The organism is Saccharibacillus kuerlensis DSM 22868, assembly GCF_000378145.1.
GTDB lineage: Bacteria > Bacillota > Bacilli > Paenibacillales > Paenibacillaceae > Saccharibacillus > Saccharibacillus kuerlensis.
Map to the genome: position 1 here is coordinate 1 of NZ_KB899295.1, position 25,076 is coordinate 25,076.

General features: G+C 51.3%; 20 protein-coding genes, 1 tRNA gene and 1 riboswitch. Of the genes, 18 read left to right on the forward strand and 3 right to left on the reverse strand.

All coding sequences use genetic code 11. The annotated features are described in order from the left end of the window. The first annotated feature begins 696 nt into the window (after positions 1–696). From F456_RS0115975 to F456_RS22835, 13 genes are all read left to right on the forward strand, one after another. Positions 697–1,644, forward strand: coding sequence for a ribose-phosphate diphosphokinase (locus F456_RS0115975; RefSeq protein ID WP_018978056.1), 948 nt, complete (start codon positions 697–699; stop codon positions 1,642–1,644). 161 nt (positions 1,645–1,805) lie between these two features. After that, positions 1,806–3,539 carry a tetratricopeptide repeat protein gene (locus F456_RS0115980; protein WP_018978057.1) on the forward strand — a complete coding sequence of 578 codons (1,734 nt, stop codon included), beginning with the start codon at positions 1,806–1,808 and terminating at the stop codon, positions 3,537–3,539. Between the two features lie 69 nt (positions 3,540–3,608). Next, complete coding sequence (gene trxB / locus F456_RS0115985) at positions 3,609–4,568, forward strand: thioredoxin-disulfide reductase (RefSeq protein ID WP_018978058.1); 960 nt, start codon at positions 3,609–3,611, stop codon at positions 4,566–4,568. 157 nt (positions 4,569–4,725) lie between these two features. Next, complete coding sequence (locus tag F456_RS0115990; RefSeq protein ID WP_018978059.1) at positions 4,726–5,508, forward strand: AAA family ATPase; 783 nt, start codon at positions 4,726–4,728, stop codon at positions 5,506–5,508. A 338-nt stretch (positions 5,509–5,846) separates the two neighbouring features. Beyond that, on the forward strand, positions 5,847–6,794 hold the full coding sequence (locus F456_RS0115995; protein ID WP_018978060.1) for an ROK family glucokinase: 948 nt from the start codon (positions 5,847–5,849) through the stop codon (positions 6,792–6,794). 29 nt (positions 6,795–6,823) lie between these two features. Next, positions 6,824–7,729, forward strand: a complete 906-nt coding sequence (rapZ, locus tag F456_RS0116000) for an RNase adapter RapZ (protein ID WP_018978061.1) — start codon at positions 6,824–6,826, stop codon at positions 7,727–7,729. Positions 7,730–7,807: 78 nt separating this feature from the next. Then, positions 7,808–8,803: a gluconeogenesis factor YvcK family protein gene (locus tag F456_RS0116005; RefSeq protein ID WP_018978062.1), complete on the forward strand. Its 996-nt coding sequence runs from the start codon at positions 7,808–7,810 to the stop codon at positions 8,801–8,803. 7 nt (positions 8,804–8,810) lie between these two features. Then, positions 8,811–9,740 carry a DNA-binding protein WhiA gene (whiA, locus tag F456_RS0116010; protein ID WP_018978063.1) on the forward strand — a complete coding sequence of 310 codons (930 nt, stop codon included), beginning with the start codon at positions 8,811–8,813 and terminating at the stop codon, positions 9,738–9,740. A gap of 130 nt (positions 9,741–9,870) precedes the next feature. Further along, positions 9,871–10,140 carry an HPr family phosphocarrier protein gene (locus F456_RS0116015; protein ID WP_018978064.1) on the forward strand — a complete coding sequence of 90 codons (270 nt, stop codon included), beginning with the start codon at positions 9,871–9,873 and terminating at the stop codon, positions 10,138–10,140. Between the two features lie 264 nt (positions 10,141–10,404). Continuing rightward, on the forward strand, positions 10,405–12,513 hold the full coding sequence (locus tag F456_RS22830) for a serine hydrolase domain-containing protein (protein WP_169577848.1): 2,109 nt from the start codon (positions 10,405–10,407) through the stop codon (positions 12,511–12,513). 259 nt (positions 12,514–12,772) lie between these two features. Continuing rightward, positions 12,773–13,525 carry an SIMPL domain-containing protein gene (locus tag F456_RS0116025; protein WP_018978066.1) on the forward strand — a complete coding sequence of 251 codons (753 nt, stop codon included), beginning with the start codon at positions 12,773–12,775 and terminating at the stop codon, positions 13,523–13,525. Between the two features lie 255 nt (positions 13,526–13,780). After that, positions 13,781–14,401 carry a DUF4262 domain-containing protein gene (locus F456_RS0116030; protein ID WP_018978067.1) on the forward strand — a complete coding sequence of 207 codons (621 nt, stop codon included), beginning with the start codon at positions 13,781–13,783 and terminating at the stop codon, positions 14,399–14,401. 161 nt (positions 14,402–14,562) lie between these two features. After that, positions 14,563–15,675 (forward strand): PdaC/SigV domain-containing protein, encoded by a 1,113-nt coding sequence (locus F456_RS22835; RefSeq protein WP_018978068.1) that lies wholly within the window; start codon positions 14,563–14,565, stop codon positions 15,673–15,675. A gap of 366 nt (positions 15,676–16,041) precedes the next feature. Here the strand turns inward: F456_RS22835 and thiC are convergent, their stop codons facing one another. Then, complete coding sequence (gene thiC / locus F456_RS0116040) at positions 16,042–17,811, reverse strand: phosphomethylpyrimidine synthase ThiC (RefSeq protein ID WP_018978069.1); 1,770 nt, start codon at positions 17,809–17,811, stop codon at positions 16,042–16,044. Positions 17,812–17,907: 96 nt separating this feature from the next. Beyond that, a riboswitch (TPP riboswitch) is annotated at positions 17,908–18,017 on the reverse strand. 222 nt (positions 18,018–18,239) lie between these two features. Between thiC and F456_RS0116045 the strand changes: the two genes are divergently transcribed. Next, positions 18,240–19,331, forward strand: a complete 1,092-nt coding sequence (locus F456_RS0116045; protein WP_018978070.1) for a branched-chain amino acid aminotransferase — start codon at positions 18,240–18,242, stop codon at positions 19,329–19,331. 94 nt (positions 19,332–19,425) lie between these two features. Next, positions 19,426–19,896 (forward strand): Rrf2 family transcriptional regulator, encoded by a 471-nt coding sequence (locus F456_RS0116050; protein ID WP_018978071.1) that lies wholly within the window; start codon positions 19,426–19,428, stop codon positions 19,894–19,896. Between the two features lie 121 nt (positions 19,897–20,017). Here the strand turns inward: F456_RS0116050 and clpP are convergent, their stop codons facing one another. Together clpP and F456_RS0116060 are read right to left on the reverse strand one after the other, a co-directional pair. Then, the gene (gene clpP, locus F456_RS0116055) at positions 20,018–20,620 is read right to left on the reverse strand and encodes an ATP-dependent Clp endopeptidase proteolytic subunit ClpP (RefSeq protein WP_018978072.1); all 603 of its coding nucleotides are present in this window, start codon (positions 20,618–20,620) and stop codon (positions 20,018–20,020) included. Positions 20,621–20,885: 265 nt separating this feature from the next. Beyond that, positions 20,886–20,960: transfer RNA gene (locus tag F456_RS0116060), tRNA-Arg, on the reverse strand. Positions 20,961–21,262: 302 nt separating this feature from the next. On the opposite strand from F456_RS0116060, the gene F456_RS0116065 reads away from it, so the two are divergent. From F456_RS0116065 to F456_RS0116075, 3 genes are all read left to right on the forward strand, one after another. Beyond that, positions 21,263–22,300: a sugar-binding transcriptional regulator gene (locus tag F456_RS0116065; RefSeq protein ID WP_018978073.1), complete on the forward strand. Its 1,038-nt coding sequence runs from the start codon at positions 21,263–21,265 to the stop codon at positions 22,298–22,300. Between the two features lie 159 nt (positions 22,301–22,459). Further along, complete coding sequence (gene gap, locus F456_RS0116070) at positions 22,460–23,470, forward strand: type I glyceraldehyde-3-phosphate dehydrogenase (protein ID WP_018978074.1); 1,011 nt, start codon at positions 22,460–22,462, stop codon at positions 23,468–23,470. 204 nt (positions 23,471–23,674) lie between these two features. Beyond that, entirely contained in the window at positions 23,675–24,859 is a 1,185-nt protein-coding gene (locus tag F456_RS0116075; protein WP_018978075.1) for a phosphoglycerate kinase, read from the forward strand. Positions 24,860–25,076: the final 217 nt, after the last annotated feature.

The window sequence follows — 25,076 nt, forward strand, 5'->3', positions numbered from 1 at the left end:
GGCGTTATTCGTGTACGTATTATTGAAATTTTGGTTCGAGCAAGGCAACCGAACTGTCCATCTTTCGGCTCGATTATCTTTGGCCGAATTCGATCGATTATTTAAGCTCAATTGTCTTCCTGTCGAATGGATTTTTTACTTCAGTAACCAGATTTCATTTCCAGAAAATAGCTAATCAACAGGCCTAGTATATCAGCACTTATTTCAAAAAAATACGGAAGATCGAATGATTTAGTTGTATATACGCATTTATTTTCCGTATAGAAGAAGACGATCAGATTTCGCAATATGTTGGAGACGCTGCTTGCGGCGTCTCTTCGCTTTTTTGCATCCGGTGATTGGGGTATAATCAAGGCAGGTTGGTGCTCGTTAAGGAGTAATGAAGCGGCAAAGCATAGTAAAGCTGCAGAAACCATGAAGCGACTGTATATGTAGTAGTACTACATGAAACGACAACAGGTGCAGTGAGAATGCATGAAGCAAATGTATATGCAGCAGCATTATACGAAACGACAGCAAGCGCAATGAAAATGCATGAAGCGACAGTATATGCAACAATAGAATGAGAAACGACAGTAAGTAAAGTCACAGCATATGAAGCGATCAAACCCATCAACAAGGCGGGTTCGATTTGCCGCCCACGACGTCCGGCCAAGACCGGAAGGCTATTAAATAAGAGGAATGCGGGAGGGTGCCATGCAGCACAGGATGCGTGTATTTTCGGGATCGTCCAATCCGGGTCTGGTGGACCGAATCTGCGATAGTTTGGGTGTCACGCCTGGCAGGATCAAACGGACTAAATTCAAGAGCGGTGAAAGTTATGTGCATTATGAGGAGAGTATCCGCAATCAGGATGTTTTCCTGGTCCAGTCGCTGTCTCATCCGATCAATGAACATTTCGTCGAACTGCTTGTTATGATCGATGCCGCCAAGAGGGCTTCTGCACGAACCGTGAACGTAGTGATTCCGTATTACGGCTATGCCCGGCAGGAACGCAAAGCGGCTCCGCGTGAACCGATTTCAGCGAAAATGGTGGCTGACGTGCTGACGACGGCCGGTGCAAGCCGTGTCGTAACGATCGAACTGCATGCGGCTGCCATTCAAGGGTTTTTCAATATTCCGGTCGATCATCTGACGACGCTGGACTTGATTGCCGATTACCTGCGCAGCAAAAACATTACCGATCCGGTCGTTGTGTCGCCGGACGCGGGGCGTGCCAAGCTGGCAGAGAAATTGGCGAACCGGCTCGATGCTTCGGTAGCCATCATGCTGAAGAAACGCCCGGCCCATAACGAAGCGATGATTACTCATGTGATTGGCGACGTGGAAGGGCGAACTCCGATCATTATGGAGGACCTCATCGATACAGGATCGACGATCCTCAAAGTCGTCGAAGGGTTGAAGGAGCGCAATGCGAAGGATCCAATTGTCTGCGCTACACACGCTGTATTTTCGGATGGAGCACTTCAGCGGTTGGATCATCCGGGCATTGCGGAAGTGGTCATTACCGATTCAATCGCATTGTCGGAAGCCCATTCGGAACGATTTACGGTGCTGCCCGTCGCACCGATGCTGGCCCGGGCAATCCGAATTATTTTGGAAGGCGGATCGCTCGCGACATTGTTCAGCGATTCGGGAATTTAAGCATGCGGGCATAGGAAGTCTGTCCAACAATTGTGGTATACTAATACCTTGACCGGGGTACTGCAGTTTCCTGCCGAATAGCTCGCGGTCTGAATGTACATCATGAAAAATCACAGAGTCAAACATTCGATTTGGCAGTTGGCAAAGGGGGCCTTGCTCAGGTGAACGAGAATTATCGGCGTGAAGACAATCCGCGAAATAATGTGGTTTCTTTGTCGATGGACGAAAGCTTTTTCTTCGAAAGGGCCGTTCACGCGCTGGATCGCTACCAGTATGACAAGGCATTGAAATATTTTCGCAAAGCGGTGGAACTGAAACCGGACAATCCGGTGAATCATTGCAATATGGCGGGTATATTATCAGAGATGGGCGACTACGAAGCTTCGAATGCAGTTCTCCTGCACGTACTCAGCGAAGTCGACCCTTCCATGACGGAATGCCGCTTCTATATGGCGAACAATTTCGCCAACATGGAAAGTTTTGAAGAGGCGGAGGACGCGCTGCTGGCTTATCTTGAGGAAGATGCTTCAGGACAGTTCCTGGACGAAGCCGAAGAGATGATCGAACTGCTGCAGATTGAGCTGAAGCGCAAGATTCGCAGTCACAGCGTATTGGCTCGCCACGGATCTGACCGACACGAACGTGCCCGGACCATGCTGGAAGAAGGCATGTTTGCGGAAGCTGCCGGTCTGTTGGAAGAGCTGTTGGAAGAGTATCCGGAATTCGCCGCAGCGGCCAATAATCTGGCACTGGCTTACTACTACATGAGTATGACTGATAAGGCGTTGGAGACGGTAGAAGACGTGCTGCGGCGCGAGCCGGGGAATCTGCACGGTCTATGCAATCTGGCAATCTTCCGTCGACACTCCGGTCCGGTCGGAGCCGAAGAGGCGGCGCGCTTGGCCCGGCGTCTGGCGGCAATCGTACCGTTTCATCGGGAGCATGCTTTCAAGCTGGCGACGACGCTTGGCATTTTGGGCGAACATGAAGCGGCATATCGGCATTTCCGGCGCCTGTTGGCCGGCGGCGAAGCATCGGGGGACGCTTCGATTCACCATTACTGCGCCGTGGCTGCTCTGCTCAGCGGGAGACCGGATGCGGCGGAAAAGCTGTGGAAGCAGACATTGAAGCTGGATCCAGACGCCGAAGCGGCAGCTTATTATTTGGAATGTCTGCCGGAGTGGCGTCTGAGCGGCGTTACAGAGCCGGTCAATTATCATTACCGGCTTGAAGCGGTGCGCCGCTCCGAGCTCTGGCGGCGCTGGGAAGAGCGTCTGCCGGAAGACTCGCCGGCAATTCGCGCTGCTCTAATCCGTACGCTGCGCTCAGGCAGCGAAGAAGACAAGCGCCATGTTCTGCAGGCCTGCCGTCCACTGGCCGACGAGGAGATGAATGCAGCGCTTCGCGAGCTGGCCGACAATGAACGCGAAGCGGTCGGTCTGCGCGAATTAGCGCGTGCCGCATTGGGCGAAAGCCAGTTGGAGCCGGTTGATTCGACCGAAGAAGACGAGCTTCCGGCGCCAAAGTTCTCGCGGGAGCCAGCCGAGCTGCCGGTATGGGAGAAGCGCTGGCAGGATGTACTGGATGCGGCGATTCGCGCTTCGTGTTCACCGGGAGATTTTGGACTCCGACGCGAGCTTGAGGCACTATGGACCGACTTCCTCCGCCGGTTGTATCCCGATGTACCTGTGCTGTCTTACGTTGAAGGTTGGGCCGCTGCCTTGAATTATTTGACAGACAAGCTGCACGGCGGTCATGCCACCTATGAGGAGATCGGCCAACGCTACGGCGTGTCCGCTTCGACCGTTGGACGCTATGTGAAGCGGATGGATCAAGTCTGCAGCGTCAAGGAACGTATGTCCCTGCATCAAAGAGATCATAGTAAAGGACTGTAAGCCCGGATATGCAGCTCAATAAGTAATTTATGCGTTTAATTATTTTCTAACCTTTAGGAGGATTTCTGTATGCAAAAACATAAAACAGTCGTAATCGGAACAGGGCCGTCGGGCCTGACAGCAGCCATCTATTTGGCTCGCGCCAACCTGAATCCAATCGTCATCGAGGGCATTCAGCCTGGCGGTCAGTTGACGACAACGACTGAAATCGAGAACTTCCCAGGTTTCCCCGAAGGTATCATGGGACCTGAGCTGATGGACAATATGCGCAAGCAGGCAGAACGTTTCGGCGCCGAATTCATGAATGGTTGGGTTGATGCAGTCGACTTCTCGCAGCGCCCATTCAAAGTTACCGTTGAAGGTTCCGGCACGATCGAAGCGGATTCGGTAATCATTTCGACTGGCGCTTCGGCCCGCTACCTCGGCATTCCGGGCGAGCAGGACAACATCGGCCGCGGGGTCAGCACCTGCGCGACATGCGACGGATTCTTTTTCCGCGGCAAAAAGCTTATCGTGGTCGGCGGCGGCGATTCCGCTATGGAAGAAGCAAGCTTCCTGACGCGCTTCGCAACCGAAGTAACGGTCGTCAACCGCCGCGAAGAGCTGCGGGCTTCGAAGATCATGCAGGATCGCGCACGCGAGAACGAGAAAGTATCTTGGGCACTTAACCGCAAGCCGCTGGAAGTCGTGGCAGGCGATACGGGTCTCAAAGGATTGAAAGTGTTGAACAATGAAACCGGGCAGGAAGAGCTGCTTGAAGCGGACGGCGTATTCGTGGCAATCGGCCACACGCCGAATACGACGTTCCTGCAGGGCCATCTCGAACTGGACGGTCACGGCTACGTTATTGTAAAACCGGGTACGACGGAAACGAATATTCCGGGCGTATTTGCCTGCGGCGACGTGCAGGACACGAAATACCGTCAGGCAATCACGGCTGCAGGCAGCGGCTGTATGGCGGCAATGGACTGCGAGAAATACCTTGAAGGCAGCATCGTGCACGATTGGAGCGAGTCGCTCGACCGCTAAGAGCGAACCGATTACAGCATACAACAATACAGAACGACAGATGAATGATAGAGCGCACAGACGAAAATCCGCAGCCGGATCCTTTCGTCTGTGCGTTCTTTTCGTATGAAGAAACAAGGAGCTGCCAAGAAACAGGGCGTATGAAAGGAGAACGAGGATGAGCCGCATAACTGAGGGAAGGCTCGATCGTCGCTATCTGCGAAAAGTGGAACTGCTGCATGAAAAGATCGACGCGCCGGGCGTCTATCCGTTCAATCTGCCGGCGGTGCGGGAGCTTGAAAAAATCGAGTTCCATGAGCGGGTAACGTATATGGTTGGGGAGAACGGAGTCGGAAAATCAACGCTGCTTGAAGCGATTGCTGCGGCTTGGGGCTTCAATCCGGAGGGCGGTACGCTCAACTTCAATTTTGCAACGGCGGAGACGCATTCTTCGCTGCATCGCTATATCCGGCTGATTCGAGGAACAGCGCGGCCGAAGGACGGATTCTTTTTCCGGGCGGAAAGTTACTACAACGTGGCAACGACAATCGACGAGCTCGACAAAGATCCGTGCGGAGGCAAAATTATCGACAGCTACGGAGGGCGATCGCTGCATGAGCAGTCGCATGGCGAAGCTTTCTTCGCGACATTTATGCATCGGTTTGGAGCAGGCGGTCTGTATATTCTCGACGAGCCGGAAGCCGCATTGTCCCCGGTTCGTCAGTTGGCGATGCTGACCAGAATTCACGAGCTGGCGCGCAGCGGCGGGCAGTTTATCATCTCTACCCATTCTCCGCTGCTGATGGCCTATCCGCATTCCCGGTTGTACAGTCTCACAGCAAACGGAATTCGGGAGTGTCGGGTGGAGGAGACGGAGCATTATATCATAACGCGGGAGTTTCTGAACAACCGAGAGTCTATGCTGGAGGCGCTGCTTGAGGAAGATGAAGAAGAACAGTGAATGCAGGCCAAACTGTATCACGGCAGCATAGTTTGAACTTCCAAACCTGAGAGAGACAAATCGCTGAGGGAACGTCAAACCCCGGTCCTATAAGGTTTTCAACGCTCCCGGGCGTGCCGCGAACAGAAGAAACAAAGGGCGAACAGGCAAGCGGATAGAAGCCAGAGTTCAGAAAGGGCTTTCGACCCTTATGGGACAAGGCTTTGCGACTCGGGGCAGCTGCTTGACCGCAATCGGGTGTTCGCTTATAGTGAGATACGAAGGAAACGAATCTTATACTTATACCAATAATTTTTTTTGTCTTTCTTATAATTAGAAGAAAAAAGGTGGCTTGTATCATGTCTGAAAATGTCTACGTCGGGATGGATCTGGGCGGCACCACGATCAAGGTCGGGCTGTGCAGCGAGAGCGGCATCCTGCTGCATACGTATGAAGGGCCCACAGGAGTAGCGGACGGCACGGAAGCGGTAATCTCCAACATGGCGGAGTACGTTCGTCGGGTCGTCGAAGAATCGCCTTATTCCTGGGAACAGCTGGCCGGGGTCGGCGCGGGGGTCGCCGGATTCACGAATGTCCGTGACGGAATCATCGTCATGGCGCCGAACATAGGCTTCAAGGACGTTCCGATTCGCGCCATTTTGGAAGAGCGGCTCGGCAAGCCCGTACAGATCGATAACGATGCCAACGTCGCAGCTCTCGGCGAAGCTTGGAGCGGTGCCGGAGCAGGCATTGAAAACTGCATTTGCTACACGTTGGGAACCGGTGTGGGCGGCGGCATCATTATTGGTGGCCGCATCTATCAAGGGTTTTCGGGTATGGCCGGAGAGATCGGTCATATCGATGTCGTACCGGACCTGGAAGCGATTCAGTGCGGCTGCGGTAAGACGGGCTGCCTGGAGACCGTGTCTTCGGCGACAGGCATTATTCGCATGGCAAAAGAAGCGGTGGAGCGCGGCGAGCGTACCTTCATCGCCGATGCAAGCGAAATTACGGCAAAGACCGTATTTGATGCGGCCAAAGCCGGCGACGAAGTGGCGCTGCGCATTGTGAAACGTGCCGCATTCTATATCGGCAAGTCGATGGCAGTTGTAGCGGCTGTGCTTAATCCGCAAAGCTTTATTGTCGGCGGCGGTGTATCGAAAGCCGGCGACATTCTGTTCAATCCAATCCGCGAAACGTTTGCGAATCTGGCGCCGGAACCACTGCAGCAGAGTGTTCAGATTGTACCGGCTATGCTCGGCAACAATGCCGGCATGATCGGAGCGGCAGGTCTGCTTATCCGTTAATTACCGCAAGTCAGGGAGGAGAGGTTCGCATGACCGAGATATCCAGGGAGAAGGCGTCGACTTCGACCGCTATGCTGATGATTATTACGGGAATGTCCGGAGCCGGCAAGACGATCGCGGTGCAGAGCTTGGAAGATTTGGGCTTTTTCTGTGTCGATAACCTGCCGCCGGTCCTGATTCCGAAGTTTGCAGAGCTGATTGAACAGTCCAACGGCAAGATCGCCAAGGTTGCGTTGGTCATCGACCTGCGCGGCCGGGAGTTTTTCGCTGCACTGTCCGAATCGCTCGCCTATATGAAAGATCATTTTACCATTCATAGTGAGATTCTGTTCTTCGACGCCAGCGATGCCGTACTTGTGCAGCGTTATAAAGAAACGCGTCGACGTCATCCGCTGGCACCGGACGGTATGCCGCTGGACGGCATCCGATTGGAGCGCAAGATGCTTGATGAACTGAAAAATTCGGCGACACAGATCATCGATACGACCGGCATGAAGCCGGCAGTACTCAAAGAAAAAATCATTTCCCAGTTTGCATATATAGAAAGCAACCAGCTGTCGGTCAATGTAACATCATTCGGCTTCAAGTATGGCGTGCCGATCGATGCCGACTTAATCTTCGATGTACGCTTCCTGCCCAATCCTCATTACATTGATAACCTGCGCCCACTGACCGGTCAGAACAGCGACGTCTACGATTATGTGATGAAATGGCCGGAAACACAGACGTTTTTAACCAAGCTGCTGGACATGCTGCATTTTCTTATTCCGCAGTATCGAAAAGAAGGCAAGAGTCAGGTCATTATCGGCATCGGCTGCACCGGCGGCAAGCATCGTTCGGTGGCAATTTCCGAGTATTTGGGCCGTATGCTGGGAGCTAGCGAAACGGAAAACGTGCGTGTGAATCACCGGGATTCCGATCGGGATCGCCACTGAGGACGTTGGCCGAATTCGGGAATTTGACAGAGGCAATGCAATATTCGAGGCGGTCAACGTACTGAGGAGTGAACATTCATGAATAGTAAGCAACAAGCGCAGAGACCTGTTCGTCGTCCGCGTATCGTCGTGATGGGCGGAGGAACGGGTTTATCCGTGATGCTTCGGGGTCTTAAGGAACAGCCTCTTGATATTACGGCTATCGTAACGGTGGCTGATGATGGAGGCAGCTCCGGCATTCTGCGCAGTGAGCTGCAGATGCCTCCTCCAGGAGATATCCGCAACGTGCTCACGTCGCTGGCCGATGTGGAACCGCTGCTGTCGGAAATGCTGAGCTACCGCTTCAAGAGCGGCAACGGTCTGGCCGGGCACAGTCTTGGCAATCTGATTCTGGCCGCGATGACAGATATTTCGGGCGACTTTGTTACCGCCGTGCGCGAGCTTGGGCGGGTTTTCGCCGTCCGCGGAAGAGTATATCCTGCCGCAAAAGAAGGAATCATCCTGCATGCAGAGATGGAGGACGGAACGATCGTAACGGGCGAATCGAATATTCCGGAATACGGAGGGAAAATCAAGCGGATCTTCCTGGAGCCGGCCGAAGTCGAGGCGCTGCCGGAGGCGGTACTGGCGATTCAGCGAGCTGACGCTATTCTGCTTGGACCAGGCAGCCTTTATACCAGTCTGCTTCCAAATCTGCTCGTTCCTCAGTTGGCTGAAGCGGTAGTCGCTTCAAGCGCCGTCAAGATGTATATCTGCAATGTCATGACGCAGCCGGGAGAGACGGACGGCTTCAGTGTAGGTGATCACCTGCAGGCGGTATACGATCATGTAGGCAGCCATTTGTTTGACTACGTACTGGTTAACAGCGGGCATATTCCCGAGACCGTACAGAAGCGTTATGCGGAAGAGGGGGCAGCGCCCGTCCGGCTTGATCTGGAAGAATTTGCCTGCCGACACTGTACAATCATTGCCGATACGTTCGTCAAATACGGGACTTATCTTCGTCATGATACAGAAAAATTAAGCGAACACATTAACCGGCTTGTGGGAGACTGGATGATGCGAAAGGGGTGAATAATCCATGTCGTTCGCGGCTCAAACCAAAAAAGAATTGACGATGGTAGAGGCGGACGCCTGCTGCGAAAAAGCGGAATTGTCCGCACTGATCCGGATGAACGGATCGGTTCAGCTCTCCAACAAAAAGGTCAATCTCGATATTTCTACCGAAAATGCGGCGATCGCCCGCCGTATTTATTCGCTGATCAAAAAACACTTTAACGTGCATACGGAACTTCTCGTGCGCAAAAAGATGCGGTTGAAAAAAAATAACGTGTATATGGTACGAATTCCTGCAGGCGTGCAGGAGCTTTTGGGTTCGCTCAAGATCACATCGGAAGGTTTTCAATTCCTGCCAGGGATCAGTCCGGAAATTGTAAAGAAAAACTGCTGTAAACGGGCTTATCTGCGCGGTGCTTTTATGGCTGGGGGCTCGGTCAACAATCCGGAAGGCTCTTCTTATCATTTGGAGATCGCATCCATGTACGAGGAACATTGTCAGTCGCTCGTTGACCTGGCAAACAAATTCGACTTAAATGCTCGCTGTATCGAACGGAAGAAAGGTTTCATTTTCTATCTTAAAGAGGGCGAGAAGATTATTGAACTGTTGAATATTATCGGAGCCCACCAGGCTTTGTTTAAATTTGAGGACGTTCGCATTATGCGGGATATGCGCAACTCGGTCAACCGGATCGTCAACTGCGAGACGGCGAATCTTAACAAGACGATCGGTGCTGCAGTGCGGCAGATCGACAATATCCGTTTTCTGCAAAGGGAAGTCGGGCTGGAGAACCTGCCGGAGAAGCTGCGGGAAGTGGCGGAAGTGCGGTTGGCTCATCCAGAAATCAATTTGAAAGAAGTTGGCGAGCTGCTCAAAGGGAGCGTCAGCAAATCCGGCGTCAACCACCGTCTGCGCAAGCTCGATATTATGGCGGAGAAGATCCGGGGCAGCTGAAGCTGCCTCTTTTCCCGTTTGAATCTTGTTAGCGGGTTTAGACTAGTGTGAGCAACCGAAGTTATGTTATACTGGATGTAATAATGCGTTTCGACAGGAACTTCATTTTGTATAGGGGGTAAGATTGCTCATGACCAAGCACCCGGTAGTCGTTCGACTGAAGACGGGGCTGCACGCCAGACCTGCAGCTTTGTTCGTTCAGGAAGCAAATAAATATTCTTCCGAGATCTTTGTAGAAAAGGAAGATAAAAAAGTAAATGCCAAAAGCATCATGGGAATCATGAGCCTGGCCATTAGTTCGGGTACAGAAATTCACATCAGCGCAGAAGGCGCGGACGCCGAGCAGGCTGTAAACGCTTTAATCAGTCTGGTCAGCAAAGAAGAATTGGAAAACCAGTAATTCCTGCTGCGGTTCCATTGCATAATCGACCATTATACGCGAGACCCCCTGAAACTTTCAGGGGGTCTTTACGTATGCAGAGGAAGGTGTTTGCGATTCCGCTGCTTTGTGCTCCAATCTGTGTTTAGGAAGCGGGGAGCCAAGGTTAAAAAGGAGTACCGATACGCTCGCTATGTATGCCCGTCTGTCCGCCTATGGCGTCTGCGGGCTTTCCTCATGAAATCGGAGCAGCGCCATTTAACAGAGGGAAGGGAGCACAACAGATTGAGAAAAAATTATGTTTGGAGGGCGGCATCAGTCAAATTGACTAAAGCCGTCATGGCCGCATCGCTGGCACTCACCTTACTTCCACCTACATTGGCAGCGGAGGCGCCGGCGGTATCCGCATCTGCCGCCGCAAAGGATACTGCGCTGACGTCATCTTCGGTTACTGCATTTCTGAATGACTTTTTTGCCAAGGAAGGTATTCAAGAGATGGCGCCGGGAGCCGCAGTCGTTGTCGTTAAAGGCGGCAAGGTCTTGGCTGAAAAAGGTTACGGTTATGCCGATGTGGACAGCAAGCGCAAAGTCGATCCGAAAAACGATGTGTTCCGTATGGCATCTGTCTCCAAAACATTTACGGCAGCAGCTATTATGCAGCTCGTAGAGCAGGGTAAAGTCAGTCTGGACGATGACATTCGTACATATCTTGGTGGAATCACTTTCGATAACCCGTTTCCCAAGTCCGTCACTGTAGCCGATCTGTTGACCCACCGCAGCGGTTTCCGAATTCAAGATCCTCGTCCTGAAGACCTGAATCCGAATCTGGACGAGTATGTCAGCATGGAAGAGTATATTGCCAAGTATATGCCCGATGTTGTGCGCGAACCCGGGACCGCTTACATGTACGACAATTTTGCTTTCCTGCTGCTCGGTTATATTGTCCAGCAGGCAAGCGGAACGCCTTATGAAACGTACATGGAACAGAATGTATTTGCCCCGCTTGGCATGAAAAGTAGTGGATTCCTTATGACCGATGAGCTGATGAAACGCGCCGCAAGCGGATATGCCGTCGGCGAAACGATCGAACCTTATACCGTGCGTCCGACTGTCATGCCGCATGGCGGTATGCTGTCCACGGCCGACGACATTTCCAAGTTCATGATTGCGTTTCTGAACGATGGAAAGACGGATTCCGGCGCTCAACTGCTGACAGCGAATACCGTGGCCGCGATGACGGAATATCGTTCCGCGATTCATCCGCTGCTGCCCGATACGACCTATGGCTTTGAAGCGCCAACGCAGCTTCCGGGCGCAGGCAGCAGCAGCAAAGTCATCACGAAAGCAGGAGATGTACCGGGTGCCAGCTCATTAATGTTCCTTATTCCGGAACAGGATACCGGTGTCTTCGTCGTTTACAATCAGAACGGAGGACTGCGTGAGCAGCTGTATGCCGCATTTATCGCACAGTTCTTCCCGCAGTATGCAGCGGAAGCTTCCTTCCCGGCATTTACTGAGGAGTCGCCGGAGCAGCTCAACCGCTATGCGGGTCTGTACAAGGACCTTCGTGTAGAGAGTGTTGTCTCCAAAGTAGGAGCGGGTTCGCGCGGCCGAATGGTCATTTCCGATCCGTTAACTGGAGAGCGCGCGCTGCGCCAGGTTGCGCCAGGACTGTTTATGGATGCAAACAAAATGCTGGTTGCTTTCAAGACAGAAAATGACGGCAGTGTTTCGTATCTCAAGGAACCTTACCTGAATCCAATGGGTTACGAGCAAAAAGGGATGGAGCCGGCCGGATTCAACGATATCCCTTCGACTCATCCATATTTGCAGCATATCCTGAACCTGCAGTCGCTTGGCTATTACCCGAACGATCCGAATCAATCCTTCGGACCGGAGCAGGCTATTACCCGTGCAGAGTACGTCGAAATGCTGCTGCGCACCTCGGCCATTCCCCTGTCCGAGAAAGCTCCGAAGTTCGCCGATGTCAAAGGCCACCCTTATGCGGCGGCAATCCAAACCGCTTACGAGTATGGTCTTGTATCCGGCAGCACCAAAGGGGTTTTTGAACCGGATCGTCCGATTACCCGCCAGGAAGCTGCCGTTATCATCTACAATTCTGCCGGCGCTCTCTATCCCGACGAGCTGGTTGAATCGGTTAAGCTGAAGGGCAATACGGATAAGTGGGCTGTTCCGGCCGTCAAACTGATGATCATGCTGGGTTACCACGGTCCGGAAGTGAAAATCGATAATTCCGGAGCGGATTTCCAGTCGAAAAAAGTACTGACGCGGGCTGAAAATGCGGCAATCAACGATATGCTGTTGACCAGTACGATAACCGGTGCGATGAGTTTGAATGACGCGCCTGTGGAGTCCGAAGAACCAGCAGCTTAATTCGATTGTTATCTCACCTCTTTATACCGAACGGTTTTCTTCGGCGATTCTGACGTTGTCCCGTTCTACAGAAAGCTGTTTCCTTCCCACTGCGCCAATTGAATTTCGCAGCGGGTCAGGAACGGCTTTTTGAAGTTTTTCGGCTTAGACCGATACATTTTTGTCCCATTTCTGCGCTTCCAAGAGAAAGAGGTGCAACCTTTACCGTTCTAATCCCGTTTAGAGGATAATTACAAAAACGTATACAGGAGGGGGAATAATGAAAATGTGGATGAAACCGTTGGGCAGCGTATTGATTGCCGGATCTTTGTTGGTAGGAGGAGCGGCGCTTCCCGCTTCGTTCGGAGTCGGTCAAGCCCATGCTGCGGAGGTAACTGCGATGAACGTTATTAACGTAGTTGGCAAAGGTGAAGTTAAAGTAACACCGGATGTAGCTTATCTGTATATCGGTGTAGAATCAAATGCAAATACGGCTGCTGCTGCGCAGAAGAAAACAGCTGCAATCATGAACAAGCTGAATGCGCAGTTGAAAAGTGATTGGAAGATTGCTGCCAAGGATATCGAAACGGATCAATTCTATGTTTCGCCGAATCACACGTACACTGAAAAAGATGGCCAAAAGATCAAAGACTACAGCGCGCTTCACTTGATCAAAGTTACGTATCGCGATCTCGACAAGATCGGTCAGCTGCTTGATGCCGCTGCCGACACGGGAGCGAACCGCATTCAGAACATTATGTTCGCTTCCGAGAATCCGGAGCAGTACGAAGAGCAAGCCATCGCCAAAGCAATGGCTAGCGCGAATGCCAAGGCATCTGCAATTGCCAAAGCCGCCAACCGTACGCTGGGCCCTATCCTGTCGATCAGTCTGAACGGAGCCGAAGCTCCAATCGTCTACGCGCAGTATGCTGGTGCAGAGACGGCCAGCAGTGCGACTAAAGATTCTACGGCGATTGAGCCAGGCCAAATTACAATGATGACCCAGCTTACCGTACAGTATGAAATGAAATAAGTGAACTCTCGTTCGCTGCACCGGTACGTTCGGCAGGCGAACGCTGAGGGAACAAAAGAAAGCCGTCTTCGCTCCTAGCGAAGGCGGCTTTCTTGCTTAACTTCATGCTGCACGGGCTTTTTTTGAATAGGAATGAAATGAATATTTTGTCCAAAACGGACATAAGGATGTTTGGAATAGAATGTAAGGTTTATAAAAGGAGTAAGAAACGAACGTGATTACAAATTCTCCGGAACCGAAAGCGAGGTGATTCCATTGATCGAAACATTGGACATTCCTGAAAACCGAAAACAATACTATCAAAGACTTCTGCATGAGAACCCCAGCCGTAATCTGATCGAGCGTTATTCGCTGTTCTGCCAAGAGTATACGGATTTCGCCCGCAAAAGACTTTCTTACATTCCCGACCTTATGCATCGGGGATGGGTGCCAATTGTCTTATCGGATGAAGGGATGAATTATGCCTTCACGATCGGATTGGAATACAGCTTTGGGCATCCCGAGATTCTGATCGCTTCGCCGAGTCGGCCGGCGCGTACGCTGGCGCGTATGATCGAATGGTTCGCTGAACGGGTCGAAATGGGAGAGCGATTTGAGACCTCTGCCAATTATGCCGAAAAATTGAGACGGCAGCCGGACTTCAGCGATCTTGAAGGAGAAGCGGCGTTTCGTCCGTATGAAGAGTCGGATGCCGATAATTATCCGTGCGGATATCTCTATTCGTTTTATGGCTATTTTGCCGACCGTAAATTGGAGAACAATAAGCTCCCTATGAACATTCTCGAATTGGATTTCCCTATTCGCCCCGCTCCGCCCGGCGGACGCTTGGCAAGTATTATGAGCACATCCAAATGGAATACAGGAGTCAATCTATAGATACCTTAGATTCGAAGTTCGACATTTCTAACAATTTTGTAAAAAACCCTGCAGGGGAATTGCAATGTTGTAATGCTTGCTGTTACCCCTTTCCGCCTCTGCTTCGGTATACTCACAAAGGGATAGAGGAGAGAACCCAGAGGCGAAGGAGCTGAACGGATATGAAATTCAAAACAAACAAATTGCATAAAACAACCCAAATGATGACGGCCGCTGTACTGACGGTGGGGCTGCTGCTGCCGACTGCGGCAGTGCTTGAGACAAATGGGGTTCAAGCTGCAGCCGCAGCGGCAACTACCCAATCGGCAAAGACCGTAAAAGTGACCTGGAACGGCAAAGTGCTTGGAGTGAATGCTTTTCAAGCCAAAGGAGATACTTATGTACCGGTAAAAGCGCTGGCGAAGGCTGCAGGTCTGCCTTTGACTTACGATAAAACGACGGGACGGTATACGCTCGGCACATCCCCGAACTCGCTGGTGATGTCGATTTATCGGGGCGGAGTCTGGATCGGTGCCAATAGCGTAGGACTTCAATCTGAAGGGAAAGTAAAAGGCGGAACGATGTATGTGCCGCTGTCCGTACTGCGCGATTACGCTAGCATTGAAAGCAGCTGGAGCGCCAAAACAGGTACAGTTGCGCTGAAGCCGACTGCCGCTGCAGGAGTTACAGTCACTCAGAAATCAATCAAAAGCACGCAAAAAGATGCGGTCGTCAATATTCGTTATCCGCAGCTGTCCGGCAGCGAAGCCGGTATTGCGAAGATCAACGCGGCACTTAAGAAACATGCGGAAGCCTTTTCAGCCAATTTTGAAGCACTAATGAAAGAATTCGGTCCACTGCCTAGCGAGAACATGTATTATGAAGCCGATGCCAATTTCATGGTTTCTTATAACAAGGACGGACTGTTCAGTGTAGTGATGCAGGATTATTCTTTCTACGGCGGCGCTCATGGCAGTACAATCCAGACCGGTTATACCTTCTCGCTCGACAGCGGCAAGCAGGTGACGCTCGATCAACTGCTGAAAGGAAATCCGAATTACCGCAGCGACATTGATAAAAAGATTGCCGCAGCGTTCAAAAAGACCGACCTGGCATTTGATTCAAACAGCTTTAAGACAATCGGCAGTACTCCTAATTTCTATGTAAGAAACAGCGGCATTACGATCTTTTTCCAACAGTATGAATACACGGCGTATGCAGCAGGAATTCCATCTTTTGATTTCACATTCACTTCTCTGCTGCCGAAAGGAACCAACCCGTTCGCTGGACTCTAAGTGAGATCGGGAAGGCAGTCGTCTAAAAGTGTACTGAAAGTTCGAGTGTATAGTTGAGAAAGAGTGATAATTGAAAAAGATTGATAATGAATAAAGCTCGGAGTTTGAACTCGTGTAGAACGATTACGCAGTTTCAACCGAGCTTTTTTGTATACCCTATTGCAGCCCTTTTCGAAAAAAAATTCAAAATGTAGGGAGAGTCTATTTCAAGTTTGCCAAAAGCGAAAAAGCCGCAGCGGGATAGGAAACTCCTTATCTCGCTGCGGCTGTAATTGGTCTTACCGACTTTACGTAGTGGGTATGTTCAAACAGAGTAAATATTATTTTCTATTGGTCTTTTTAAGAACTAGTCTTTCTAAGAACCTTTTAGCTGTACAGTTTGCTGCCGCTCTCACGGAATTCTTTAGCCTTTTCCTCCAAGCCCTGGTCTGACAGCGATGCTGTACGAAGATCGTGCGAGATGCGCATACTGCAAAACTTCGGGCCGCACATCGAGCAGAAGTGAGCGGTTTTTGCTCCTTCGGCAGGCAGCGTCTCATCGTGGTAGGCCAGCGCCCGCTCCGGATCGAGCGCCAAATGAAACTGGTCGCGCCAACGGAATTCGAAACGAGCCTTTGATAAGGCATTATCTCGATCTTGGGCACCCTTGTGCCCTTTCGCCAGATCGGCGGCATGAGCAGCGATCTTATAGGTGATGACACCTTCACGCACATCATCCCGGTTAGGCAGGCCCAGATGCTCTTTCGGTGTGACATAACACAGCATCGCGGTACCGAACCAGCCGATCATGGCAGCGCCAATAGCGGACGTAATATGATCGTACCCAGGAGCAATATCAGTGGTCAGAGGCCCTAATGTATAGAAAGGAGCTTCGTTACAAATTTCAAGCTGCTTGTCCATGTTCTCCTTAATCAAATGCATCGGCACATGGCCAGGACCTTCGATCATGACCTGTACATCGTGCTTCCAAGCGATCTTCGTCAATTCGCCAAGCGTCTCAAGCTCCGCAAACTGGGCTTCGTCGTTAGCGTCCGCAATGGAGCCTGGTCGAAGACCGTCACCGAGCGAGAACGCAATATCATAGGCTTTCATGATTTCACAGATTTCTTCGAAATGGGTATAAAGGAAGTTTTCCTTATGATGTGCCAGACACCAAGCCGCGAGAATGGATCCTCCGCGAGACACAATCCCTGTCATACGCTTAACGGTCATCGGGATATATCTCAGCAGTACGCCGGCATGAATGGTGAAATAATCGACTCCCTGCTCGGCCTGCTCAATTAACGTATCGCGGTACACTTCCCACGTCAGATCCTCCGCCACGCCGCCAACTTTCTCCAAGGCTTGATAGAGAGGGACCGTACCGATCGGCACCGGTGAATTACGCAGAATCCATTCTCGTGTGGTATGAATATTGCGGCCTGTAGACAGATCCATGATCGTGTCGGCGCCCCAGCGTGAAGCCCAGCGCATCTTTTCCACTTCTTCCTCGATCGAGGAAGTAACGGCGGAATTGCCGAGATTGGCATTAATTTTTACGAGAAAATTTCGTCCAATAATCATGGGCTCGCATTCTGCGTGATTGATATTGGCAGGAATGATCGCGCGGCCGCAGGCGACTTCGGAGCGGACAAATTCTGGCGATACGCCTTCGCGAATAGCCACATACTCCATCTCGGCTGTAATAATCCCGCGGCGTGCATAATGCATTTGGGTTACGTTTCGTCCCGGCTTTGCACGAAGCGGATTCCGTGAGAGTCCGGGGAAGGTGTCTGTGACTTTACTTCCATCTTTCAGACCATTGTCTTCGGGCCGGACGGCTCTTCCTGTATAGGATTCCGAATCGTCACGCTCAAGAATCCAGCCCAACCGATTGGCCGGCAGACCACGCCTAATATCGGTAGGCACATCAGGATCGGTATAGCTTCCGCTGGTGTCATAGACACACAGCGGTTCATTGGGCTCTTCACCGCGGCTTGAAGAAGTAGGGCTCAGCTTGATCTCGCGCATAGGCACCCGAATATCTGAACGCGAACCCTCTATATAAATCTTTCTGCTGCCTGGAAAAGTGGATAAATCCACAGCAGCTGCATCCTGTTGGCTTTGCAGCCCTTTTGCATTTTTTTCGCTTGTCATTTTATTTCCTCCCGGAAAATAGATTTGAGCAAGCGGAGCTAAGTCCTCTAAGCGCAAAAAAATCCGCTTCTAGGGAAAGAAGACGGATTTTGTACACGCAAATAAGACGTCAATCCCTCCGCTGGCATTACCCAGATCAGGTTAAACGGTCGATAGTTGATCACTATCCTCTCAGCCTGGCACACCAAGCTCCCGCATCTATGTAATTACTGTTTAGTATAACGTACAATATTAATAAATCAATCTCTATTTTTCCAAGCACTGGATTATTTAATCTCCTCAACAAAGGCGAAAAATCGATGCAGCTGCTGAAGATTTATCTTTTTTCTGTTCCTTTCTTACTTTTGGGGTATGCAGAATCGGTGAAAAGGCTATTATTAATATAGAGAAAGAATTATAGGATTTTATATAAAAGAGGAGCGTGCATTATGCAGGGAGAACTGAAGATCGAAGAAACGACGCAGCGCAAATCGAAACCGGATACCGCCAACTTATCGTTTGGCGTTTATATGACGGACCATATGTTTACGATGGATTACGAGAAAAACAAAGGCTGGCATGATGCCAAGATCGTGCCTTACGGTCCAATTCCGATGGATCCTGCAGCCAAGGTATTTCATTACGGACAGACCATTTTTGAAGGCATGAAAGCCTACACCGGTCCCGATGGTTCGATCCGTCTGTTCCGCCCGGAGAAAAACTTCGAGCGCTTCAACCGCTCCTGCCGCAGAATGAGCATTCCGGAGATTGATGAAGCATTCGTATTGAACGCGCTCAAAGAGCTGATCAAACTTGATCGCAGCTGGGTGCCATCGGCGCCAGGCACGTCGCTGTATATTCGTCCATTTGCAATCGCAACGGAAAATCATCTCGGCGCGAATCCTTCGCTCCAGTACAAGATGATGATCATTTTGTCGCCTGTAGCAGCTTACTACGCCGAAGGACTGAATCCGGTTCGCATTCATGTGGAGACTCGCGACGTGCGTGCAATTACCGGCGGTGTCGGCGAAGCGAAGACGGCCGGCAACTATGCTGCAAGCATGCAGGCGCAGGAGAATGCCTATGCGGCCGGATACTCGCAGGTGCTCTGGCTGGACGGCGTACACCGCAAATACATCGAAGAGGTCGGCAGCATGAACGTCTTCTTCCGTATCGGAGATCGAATTGTAACGCCTTCTCTCAGCGGCAGCATTTTGAACGGCATCACGCGCGATTCGGCCATTCATATGCTGCGTGATTTCGGAATCGAGGTCGAAGAACGCCCAATTACAATTGACGAGCTCTTCGAGTGTGCCGAAGAAGGTACGCTGCTTGAAGCTTTCGGCACAGGAACCGCTGCCGTTGTGTCACCGATCGGCGAGATCGGCTGGAACGGCAAAACAGTCCGGATCGGCGGCGGAGAAACCGGCGAGTGGACACGTCGTCTGTATGACGAACTCACTGCCCTTCAGCGCGGCGATTCGGAAGATCGTTTCGGGTGGACGCAGACGATCTGCAGCGCCGAAACGACACAGGGTTGACATAACCGGACATTGTCACTAAAATGATTTCACAATAATGTGAGCGAGCGCTTATCAATCCGTGAAGATACTCGCCGGAAGGGAGGAATGTGAAGTGAATATCAGTACGAAATTTCCGGTAGCAGTGCATACGCTGATTTTGCTGAGCGTTTCGGCCCCCGGTACGGCGACCTCGGAGATGATTGCGGGAAGCGTGAATACCAATCCGGTAGTCATTCGCAGAATTACGGGTATGCTCGGACGGGCAGGGCTTGTTGAAGCGAGAGCCGGCGTCGCCGGTTCCCGTCTCAAGAAATCTCTCGACGAGATTACACTGCTTGATGTATACAAGGCAGTAGGTGCGGTCGGCACAGGCGGATTATTCGCCGTACACGAGAGTCCTAATCCCAACTGCGAAGTTGCGCGCAATATTCAAGGCGCGATGAACCCGATTTTTCTGTCGGCGCAGCGGGCGATGGAACAGGTGCTTGAGCAGACGACTGTAGCCGATGTTGTCGGTGACATGTCGCAGCTGGAGGGCTTATCGCTGGAAGAGTTTTCTCTGCTGTCGGGAGGATCGGCGTAGAGAAGCATTGTGAAAGACTAGCAGCCGAGTGTACAGAAGAACCGCAGTCAAGTTTCATAAAAGAACAAACAAAAAAGCCGCCTGGCATTTGCCGGGCGGCTTTTTCTATTCCGTATTTCGCTTACTTCATACCGATTTCGGTGACCGGTTTCTCGATGACCTTGTCGATGATGCCGTATTCGGCTGCGGCTGCAGCTTCCATGAAGTAATCGCGATCCGTATCTTTCTCGATGCGTTCCAGCGGCTGGCCGGTACGCTCCGACAGAATGCGGTTCAGCTTGTCGCGCAGTGCGAGGATGCGACGGGCACGGATTTCGATATCCGAAGCCTGCCCCTGTGCACCGCCGAGCGGTTGGTGAATCATGATTTCGCTGTTTGGCAGAGCGAAACGCTTGCCTTTGGCGCCGGCGTTCAGCAGGAATGCGCCCATTGAAGCAGCCATACCGACACAGATTGTCGAAACGTCCGCTTTGATAAACTGCATCGTATCGAAAATCGCCATGCCGGCCGTAATCGAGCCGCCCGGGCTGTTGATGTAGAGGTAGATGTCCTTCTCCGGATCTTCCGCTTCGAGGAACAGCATTTGTGCGATGATCGCGTTGGCCACAACGTCGTTGACTTCGGTGCCAAGGAAAATGATGCGGTCCTTCAGCAGACGGGAGTAAATATCGTATGCTCTCTCACCGCGGTTGCTTTGTTCAACGACCATAGGAATGTAACCCAAGTGAAAAACCTCCTTGTGAACGGATAATATCCGTCGTTAGAATTGGAATGGATGCCACGCTGGATGGCCTGCCGAACCTCAAGTAAGACAGGGGTCCGGTAAACTTCTAGCTGGTATTACCCATATGATAAACAATTCCAAACATAAAGTCAAAGAAAGTCAAACTTTATACAAAAAAAATAGCCGTTATCGGCGTCAGTCTAGAAGAATGCAGTTAAATAATAAACGGGCTTCCTGTTCTGGAAAAGGGCTGGAATTCATAAAATGGCGCGCCCGCCAAGAATCGAACTTGGATCTCAGGCTTCGGAGGCCTACGTCATATCCATTGGACCACGGGCGCACATTAATAAACAGCAGCATATATCATTATATAAGGCTGCAGGTGAAATTGCAAGTCTTCTTTCAAGCTGTGAAATTCGGGACAAAACACCGCTAGATCATGAGCTTCCCGTTTCGATTTTCTCTATATATAGTAGCCGCGTAAAACAAGGACTCAAACCAAAATATCGTTTGGACAAAACTTGCATCGCGGTGTCAAATTGAGTAGAATGAGGGTGTGGGACAGAAAAAGTGTTCCTGGGACAATAAGTGTCCACTGATCTTAAATTATACGGGCAGACGAAGTTTGCAGAGGTGGAACGCATGCAGAACATTCTCGAAATTCAGCAGCAGCTGCTTCCCGATCTCATGGAAACTCTCAAGAAAAGGTATACCATCCTTCATCAGATTATGCTGACGGGCACAACGGGACGCCGATCGCTGGCGAATTCCCTGCAGATGACCGAACGCGTGCTGAGAGCCGAGACCGATCTGTTGAAAGCGCAAGGCTTGATTGAGACGGATACGGCAGGCATGCGGATCAGCGATGCCGGACAGATCCTTCTTGAGCGTCTGGAACCGGTATTGAAGGAATTAGTGGGATTGTCCAATTTGGAAGAGAGAATTCGTAAGTTCTACGGACTTCAGAAAGTTGTGATTGTCCCGGGGAACTGCGACGAGTCGCCGCTGTCCAAACGCGAGCTCGGCAAAGCCGGAGCCAAAGCGCTGCTCGGCGTCATGCGAGGCGGAGATGTCGTGGCTGTCACAGGCGGAACGACGCTGGCCGAGATGGCCGAACAGCTAACCCATCCTGTTAATGCGCCGCTCAAGGGAAGCTGGTTTGTACCAGCTCGGGGTGGTCTGGGCGAGAGCTTGGAGATTCAGGCCAATACGATCGCTTCCAATATGGCCAAGCGGGTAGGAGCCGATTATCGGCTGCTGCATGTACCGGATCTGCTCAGCCGTGAAGCGTACGACTCGCTTGTTCACGATCCCAACATTCAGGAAATCGTCCGCGAGATCCGAACCGCGCGCATCATCGTGCACGGGATCGGAAACGCGGTAGATATGGCGAGAAGGCGCAAGCTGGACGAAGGAACGACTCGCGGACTGGAAGAGAGAGGGGCGGTAGCCGAATCGTTCGGTTACTACTTCGATCAAAGCGGAAGCGTCGTACATAATATGCTGACGCTGGGACTCAAACTTGACGATATCAAGGCGGCGGACGTCGTACTTGGTATCGCGGGAGGCAAATCAAAAGCAAGGGCGATTCATGCGGTACTTCGGTTCGGCCAAGAAGACATTCTGGTGATCGACGAAGCGGCTGCTCTGGAAATCGTTCGGGAGCTGGAGAACGCCTAACTGACAATTGTTACTCATGGCTAACCTTTTTCATCGGATATGGGAAAGGCGCCTTGAATAAATGTTTGTTCCGAAAAAGATATCCTTTGAAGAAGTTCGGAATGAACACTTAATCAAAACTTTTCTTCAAAAACCATCTATCTTAGGAGGAACTGTTCAATGACTGTAAAAGTAGGCATTAACGGATTTGGTCGTATCGGACGTTTGGCTTTCCGCCGTATTCAAGAAGTACAAGGTATCGAGGTAGTAGCGATCAATGACTTGACTGACGCTAAAATGCTCGCGCACCTGCTGAAATATGATACAACGCAAGGCCGCTTTAACGGTGAAGTTGAAGTACACGACGGCTTCTTCAAAGTAAACGGCAAAGAAGTTAAAGTTCTGGCAAACCGCAACCCTGAAGAACTTCCTTGGGGAGAGCTCGGCGTTGATATCGTTCTGGAATGCACAGGCTTCTTCACAACTAAAGAAGGCGCTGAGAAGCACATCACAGCTGGCGCTAAAAAAGTTGTAATCTCTGCACCAGCAACAGGCGACATGAAGACAATCGTTTACAACGTTAACCACGAGATCCTCGACGGTTCGGAAACGGTTATCTCCGGCGCATCTTGCACAACAAACTGCCTGGCTCCTATGGCAAAAACGCTGCAAGACCAGTTCGGTATCGTTCAAGGTCTCATGACTACGATCCACGCTTACACAGGCGACCAAAATACTCTTGACGCTCCGCACCCTAAAGGCGACTTCCGTCGTGCTCGTGCAGCAGCTGAGAACATCATTCCTAACACGACTGGCGCTGCTAAAGCAATCGGTCTGGTTATCCCTGAGCTGCAAGGCAAACTTGACGGCGCTGCACAACGCGTGCCGGTTGCTACAGGTTCCCTGACAGAGCTGGTAGTTGTTCTGGAAAAAACGGTAACAGTTGACGAAGTCAACGCTGCAATGAAAGCTGCGGCAGACCCAGAAACTTACGGTTACACAGAAGACGAGATCGTATCTTCGGACATCCAGGGTATGACTTTCGGTTCCCTGTTCGACGCTACGCAAACTCGCGTAATGACAGTTGGCGACAAGCAGCTCGTTAAAACAGTAGCTTGGTACGACAACGAAATGTCCTACACAGCTCAGCTCATTCGTACGCTTGAATTCTTCGCGAAAAAAGCGCAATAATTCGGAGCATCTCGCATAAAGAGCAGCTATCAATAGCATTTCCAGGTGTGTTGACGGGAGTAAGTGCAGCTCGTCCAACGCAGCACGGGCGGATAAAGCGGAAACAGAGTTTCTTTGTTTCCGCTTTTTCTAAGTTGCCGCCGCGCGAGAGTCGCATTCCTTGGAATCCTGAATTCTAAATTTGAGGGCATGGGGGATTAATTTATGAATAAGAAAAGTGTACGTGACGTAGAAGTAAGCGGCAAAGTCGTGTTTGTGCGCGTCGATTTTAACGTTCCGCTCGAAGACGGAAAGATTACGGACGATACTCGTATCCGTGCCACAATTCCGACGATCGAATACCTGACCGAAAAAGGCGCGAAAGTGCTGCTGGCAAGCCACATGGGACGTCCAAAAGGCGAAGTGGTTGAGTCCATGCGTCTGACATCTGCGGCAGAGCGTCTGTCCGAACTGCTGGGCAAACCGGTTGCTAAAGCGGACGAGTCGATCGGAGAGACGGTCAAGGCTAAAATCGCCGAGCTCAAAGACGGAGACGTGTTGGTACTTGAAAACGTGCGTTTCCACCCAGGCGAAGAGAAGAACGATCCGGAACTCGCCAAAGAGTTCGCTTCGCTTGCTGATCTGTTCGTAAATGACGCATTCGGCGCCGCTCACCGCGCCCATGCTTCCACCGAAGGCATCGCCCACCATCTGCCAGCCGTATCCGGTCTGTTGATGGAAAGAGAACTCGAAGTTCTCGGCAAAGCCATCTTGAACCCAGAGCATCCGTTCACAGCTATCGTTGGCGGTTCGAAGGTTAAAGACAAGATCGACGTGATCGACAACCTGCTGAACATTGCAGACAACGTGCTGATCGGCGGCGGTCTGGCTTACACCTTCTTCAAAGCCCAAGGCTATGAAATCGGTAAGTCCCTGCTTGACGACAGCAAGTACGATGTAGCACTGGGCTTCATCGAAAAAGCGAAAAAGCTTGGCAAGAACTTCATGCTGCCAGTCGACATCGTGATTACTGACGACTTCAGCGCGGACGCCAACACAAAAATCATTAACGTCGAAGAAGGCATTCCTGCAGATTGGGAAGGCATCGACATCGGTCCGAAAACACGTGAACTGTACGCTGACGTTATCGCAAAATCCAAACTGGTTGTTTGGAACGGACCAATGGGCGTATTCGAAATCGAACCATTCTCGCACGGTACCCGTGCTGTAGGCGAAGCTTGCGCGAATACAGAAGGCTACACCGTAATCGGCGGTGGCGACTCTGCCGCAGCAACCGAGAAATTCGGTCTGGCTGAAAAAATGAACCATATCTCCACAGGCGGCGGCGCTTCCCTGGAGTTCATGGAAGGCAAAGCCCTGCCAGGCGTTGTAGCCCTGAACGATAAGTAAAATTTCCGATTCGGTTCTTGTCCTGCACGGCTGGGCAAACCGGTTCATGGAACGGATTTAATAGAAGCAAGAAACGTTCGAGGCGAGGAACAAGCGGGATCGCGTTAAACGATTCCGCCTCCTTTCCTGCGAGCGAGGTTTAAAACGATTTTGAAAATGGTTTGGGTTGGTTGTACGTGCTGACGCAGCGGAAGCTTGTAGAGATCCGGAGAAGCGA

Coding starts and splice junctions, on each gene's coding strand:
- gap (WP_018978074.1), top strand. CDS start 22,460: ATGACTGTAAAAGTAGGCATTAACGGATTTGGTCGTATCGGACGTTTG.
- F456_RS0115995 (WP_018978060.1), top strand. CDS start 5,847: ATGTCTGAAAATGTCTACGTCGGGATGGATCTGGGCGGCACCACGATC.
- thiC (WP_018978069.1), bottom strand. CDS start 17,811: ATGACAAGCGAAAAAAATGCAAAAGGGCTGCAAAGCCAACAGGATGCA.
- F456_RS0116005 (WP_018978062.1), top strand. CDS start 7,808: ATGAATAGTAAGCAACAAGCGCAGAGACCTGTTCGTCGTCCGCGTATC.
- F456_RS0116045 (WP_018978070.1), top strand. CDS start 18,240: ATGCAGGGAGAACTGAAGATCGAAGAAACGACGCAGCGCAAATCGAAA.
- F456_RS0115990 (WP_018978059.1), top strand. CDS start 4,726: ATGAGCCGCATAACTGAGGGAAGGCTCGATCGTCGCTATCTGCGAAAA.
- F456_RS0115975 (WP_018978056.1), top strand. CDS start 697: ATGCAGCACAGGATGCGTGTATTTTCGGGATCGTCCAATCCGGGTCTG.
- F456_RS22835 (WP_018978068.1), top strand. CDS start 14,563: ATGAAATTCAAAACAAACAAATTGCATAAAACAACCCAAATGATGACG.
- F456_RS0116025 (WP_018978066.1), top strand. CDS start 12,773: ATGAAAATGTGGATGAAACCGTTGGGCAGCGTATTGATTGCCGGATCT.
- F456_RS0116075 (WP_018978075.1), top strand. CDS start 23,675: ATGAATAAGAAAAGTGTACGTGACGTAGAAGTAAGCGGCAAAGTCGTG.
- whiA (WP_018978063.1), top strand. CDS start 8,811: ATGTCGTTCGCGGCTCAAACCAAAAAAGAATTGACGATGGTAGAGGCG.
- rapZ (WP_018978061.1), top strand. CDS start 6,824: ATGACCGAGATATCCAGGGAGAAGGCGTCGACTTCGACCGCTATGCTG.
- F456_RS0116015 (WP_018978064.1), top strand. CDS start 9,871: ATGACCAAGCACCCGGTAGTCGTTCGACTGAAGACGGGGCTGCACGCC.
- F456_RS0116065 (WP_018978073.1), top strand. CDS start 21,263: ATGCAGAACATTCTCGAAATTCAGCAGCAGCTGCTTCCCGATCTCATG.
- trxB (WP_018978058.1), top strand. CDS start 3,609: ATGCAAAAACATAAAACAGTCGTAATCGGAACAGGGCCGTCGGGCCTG.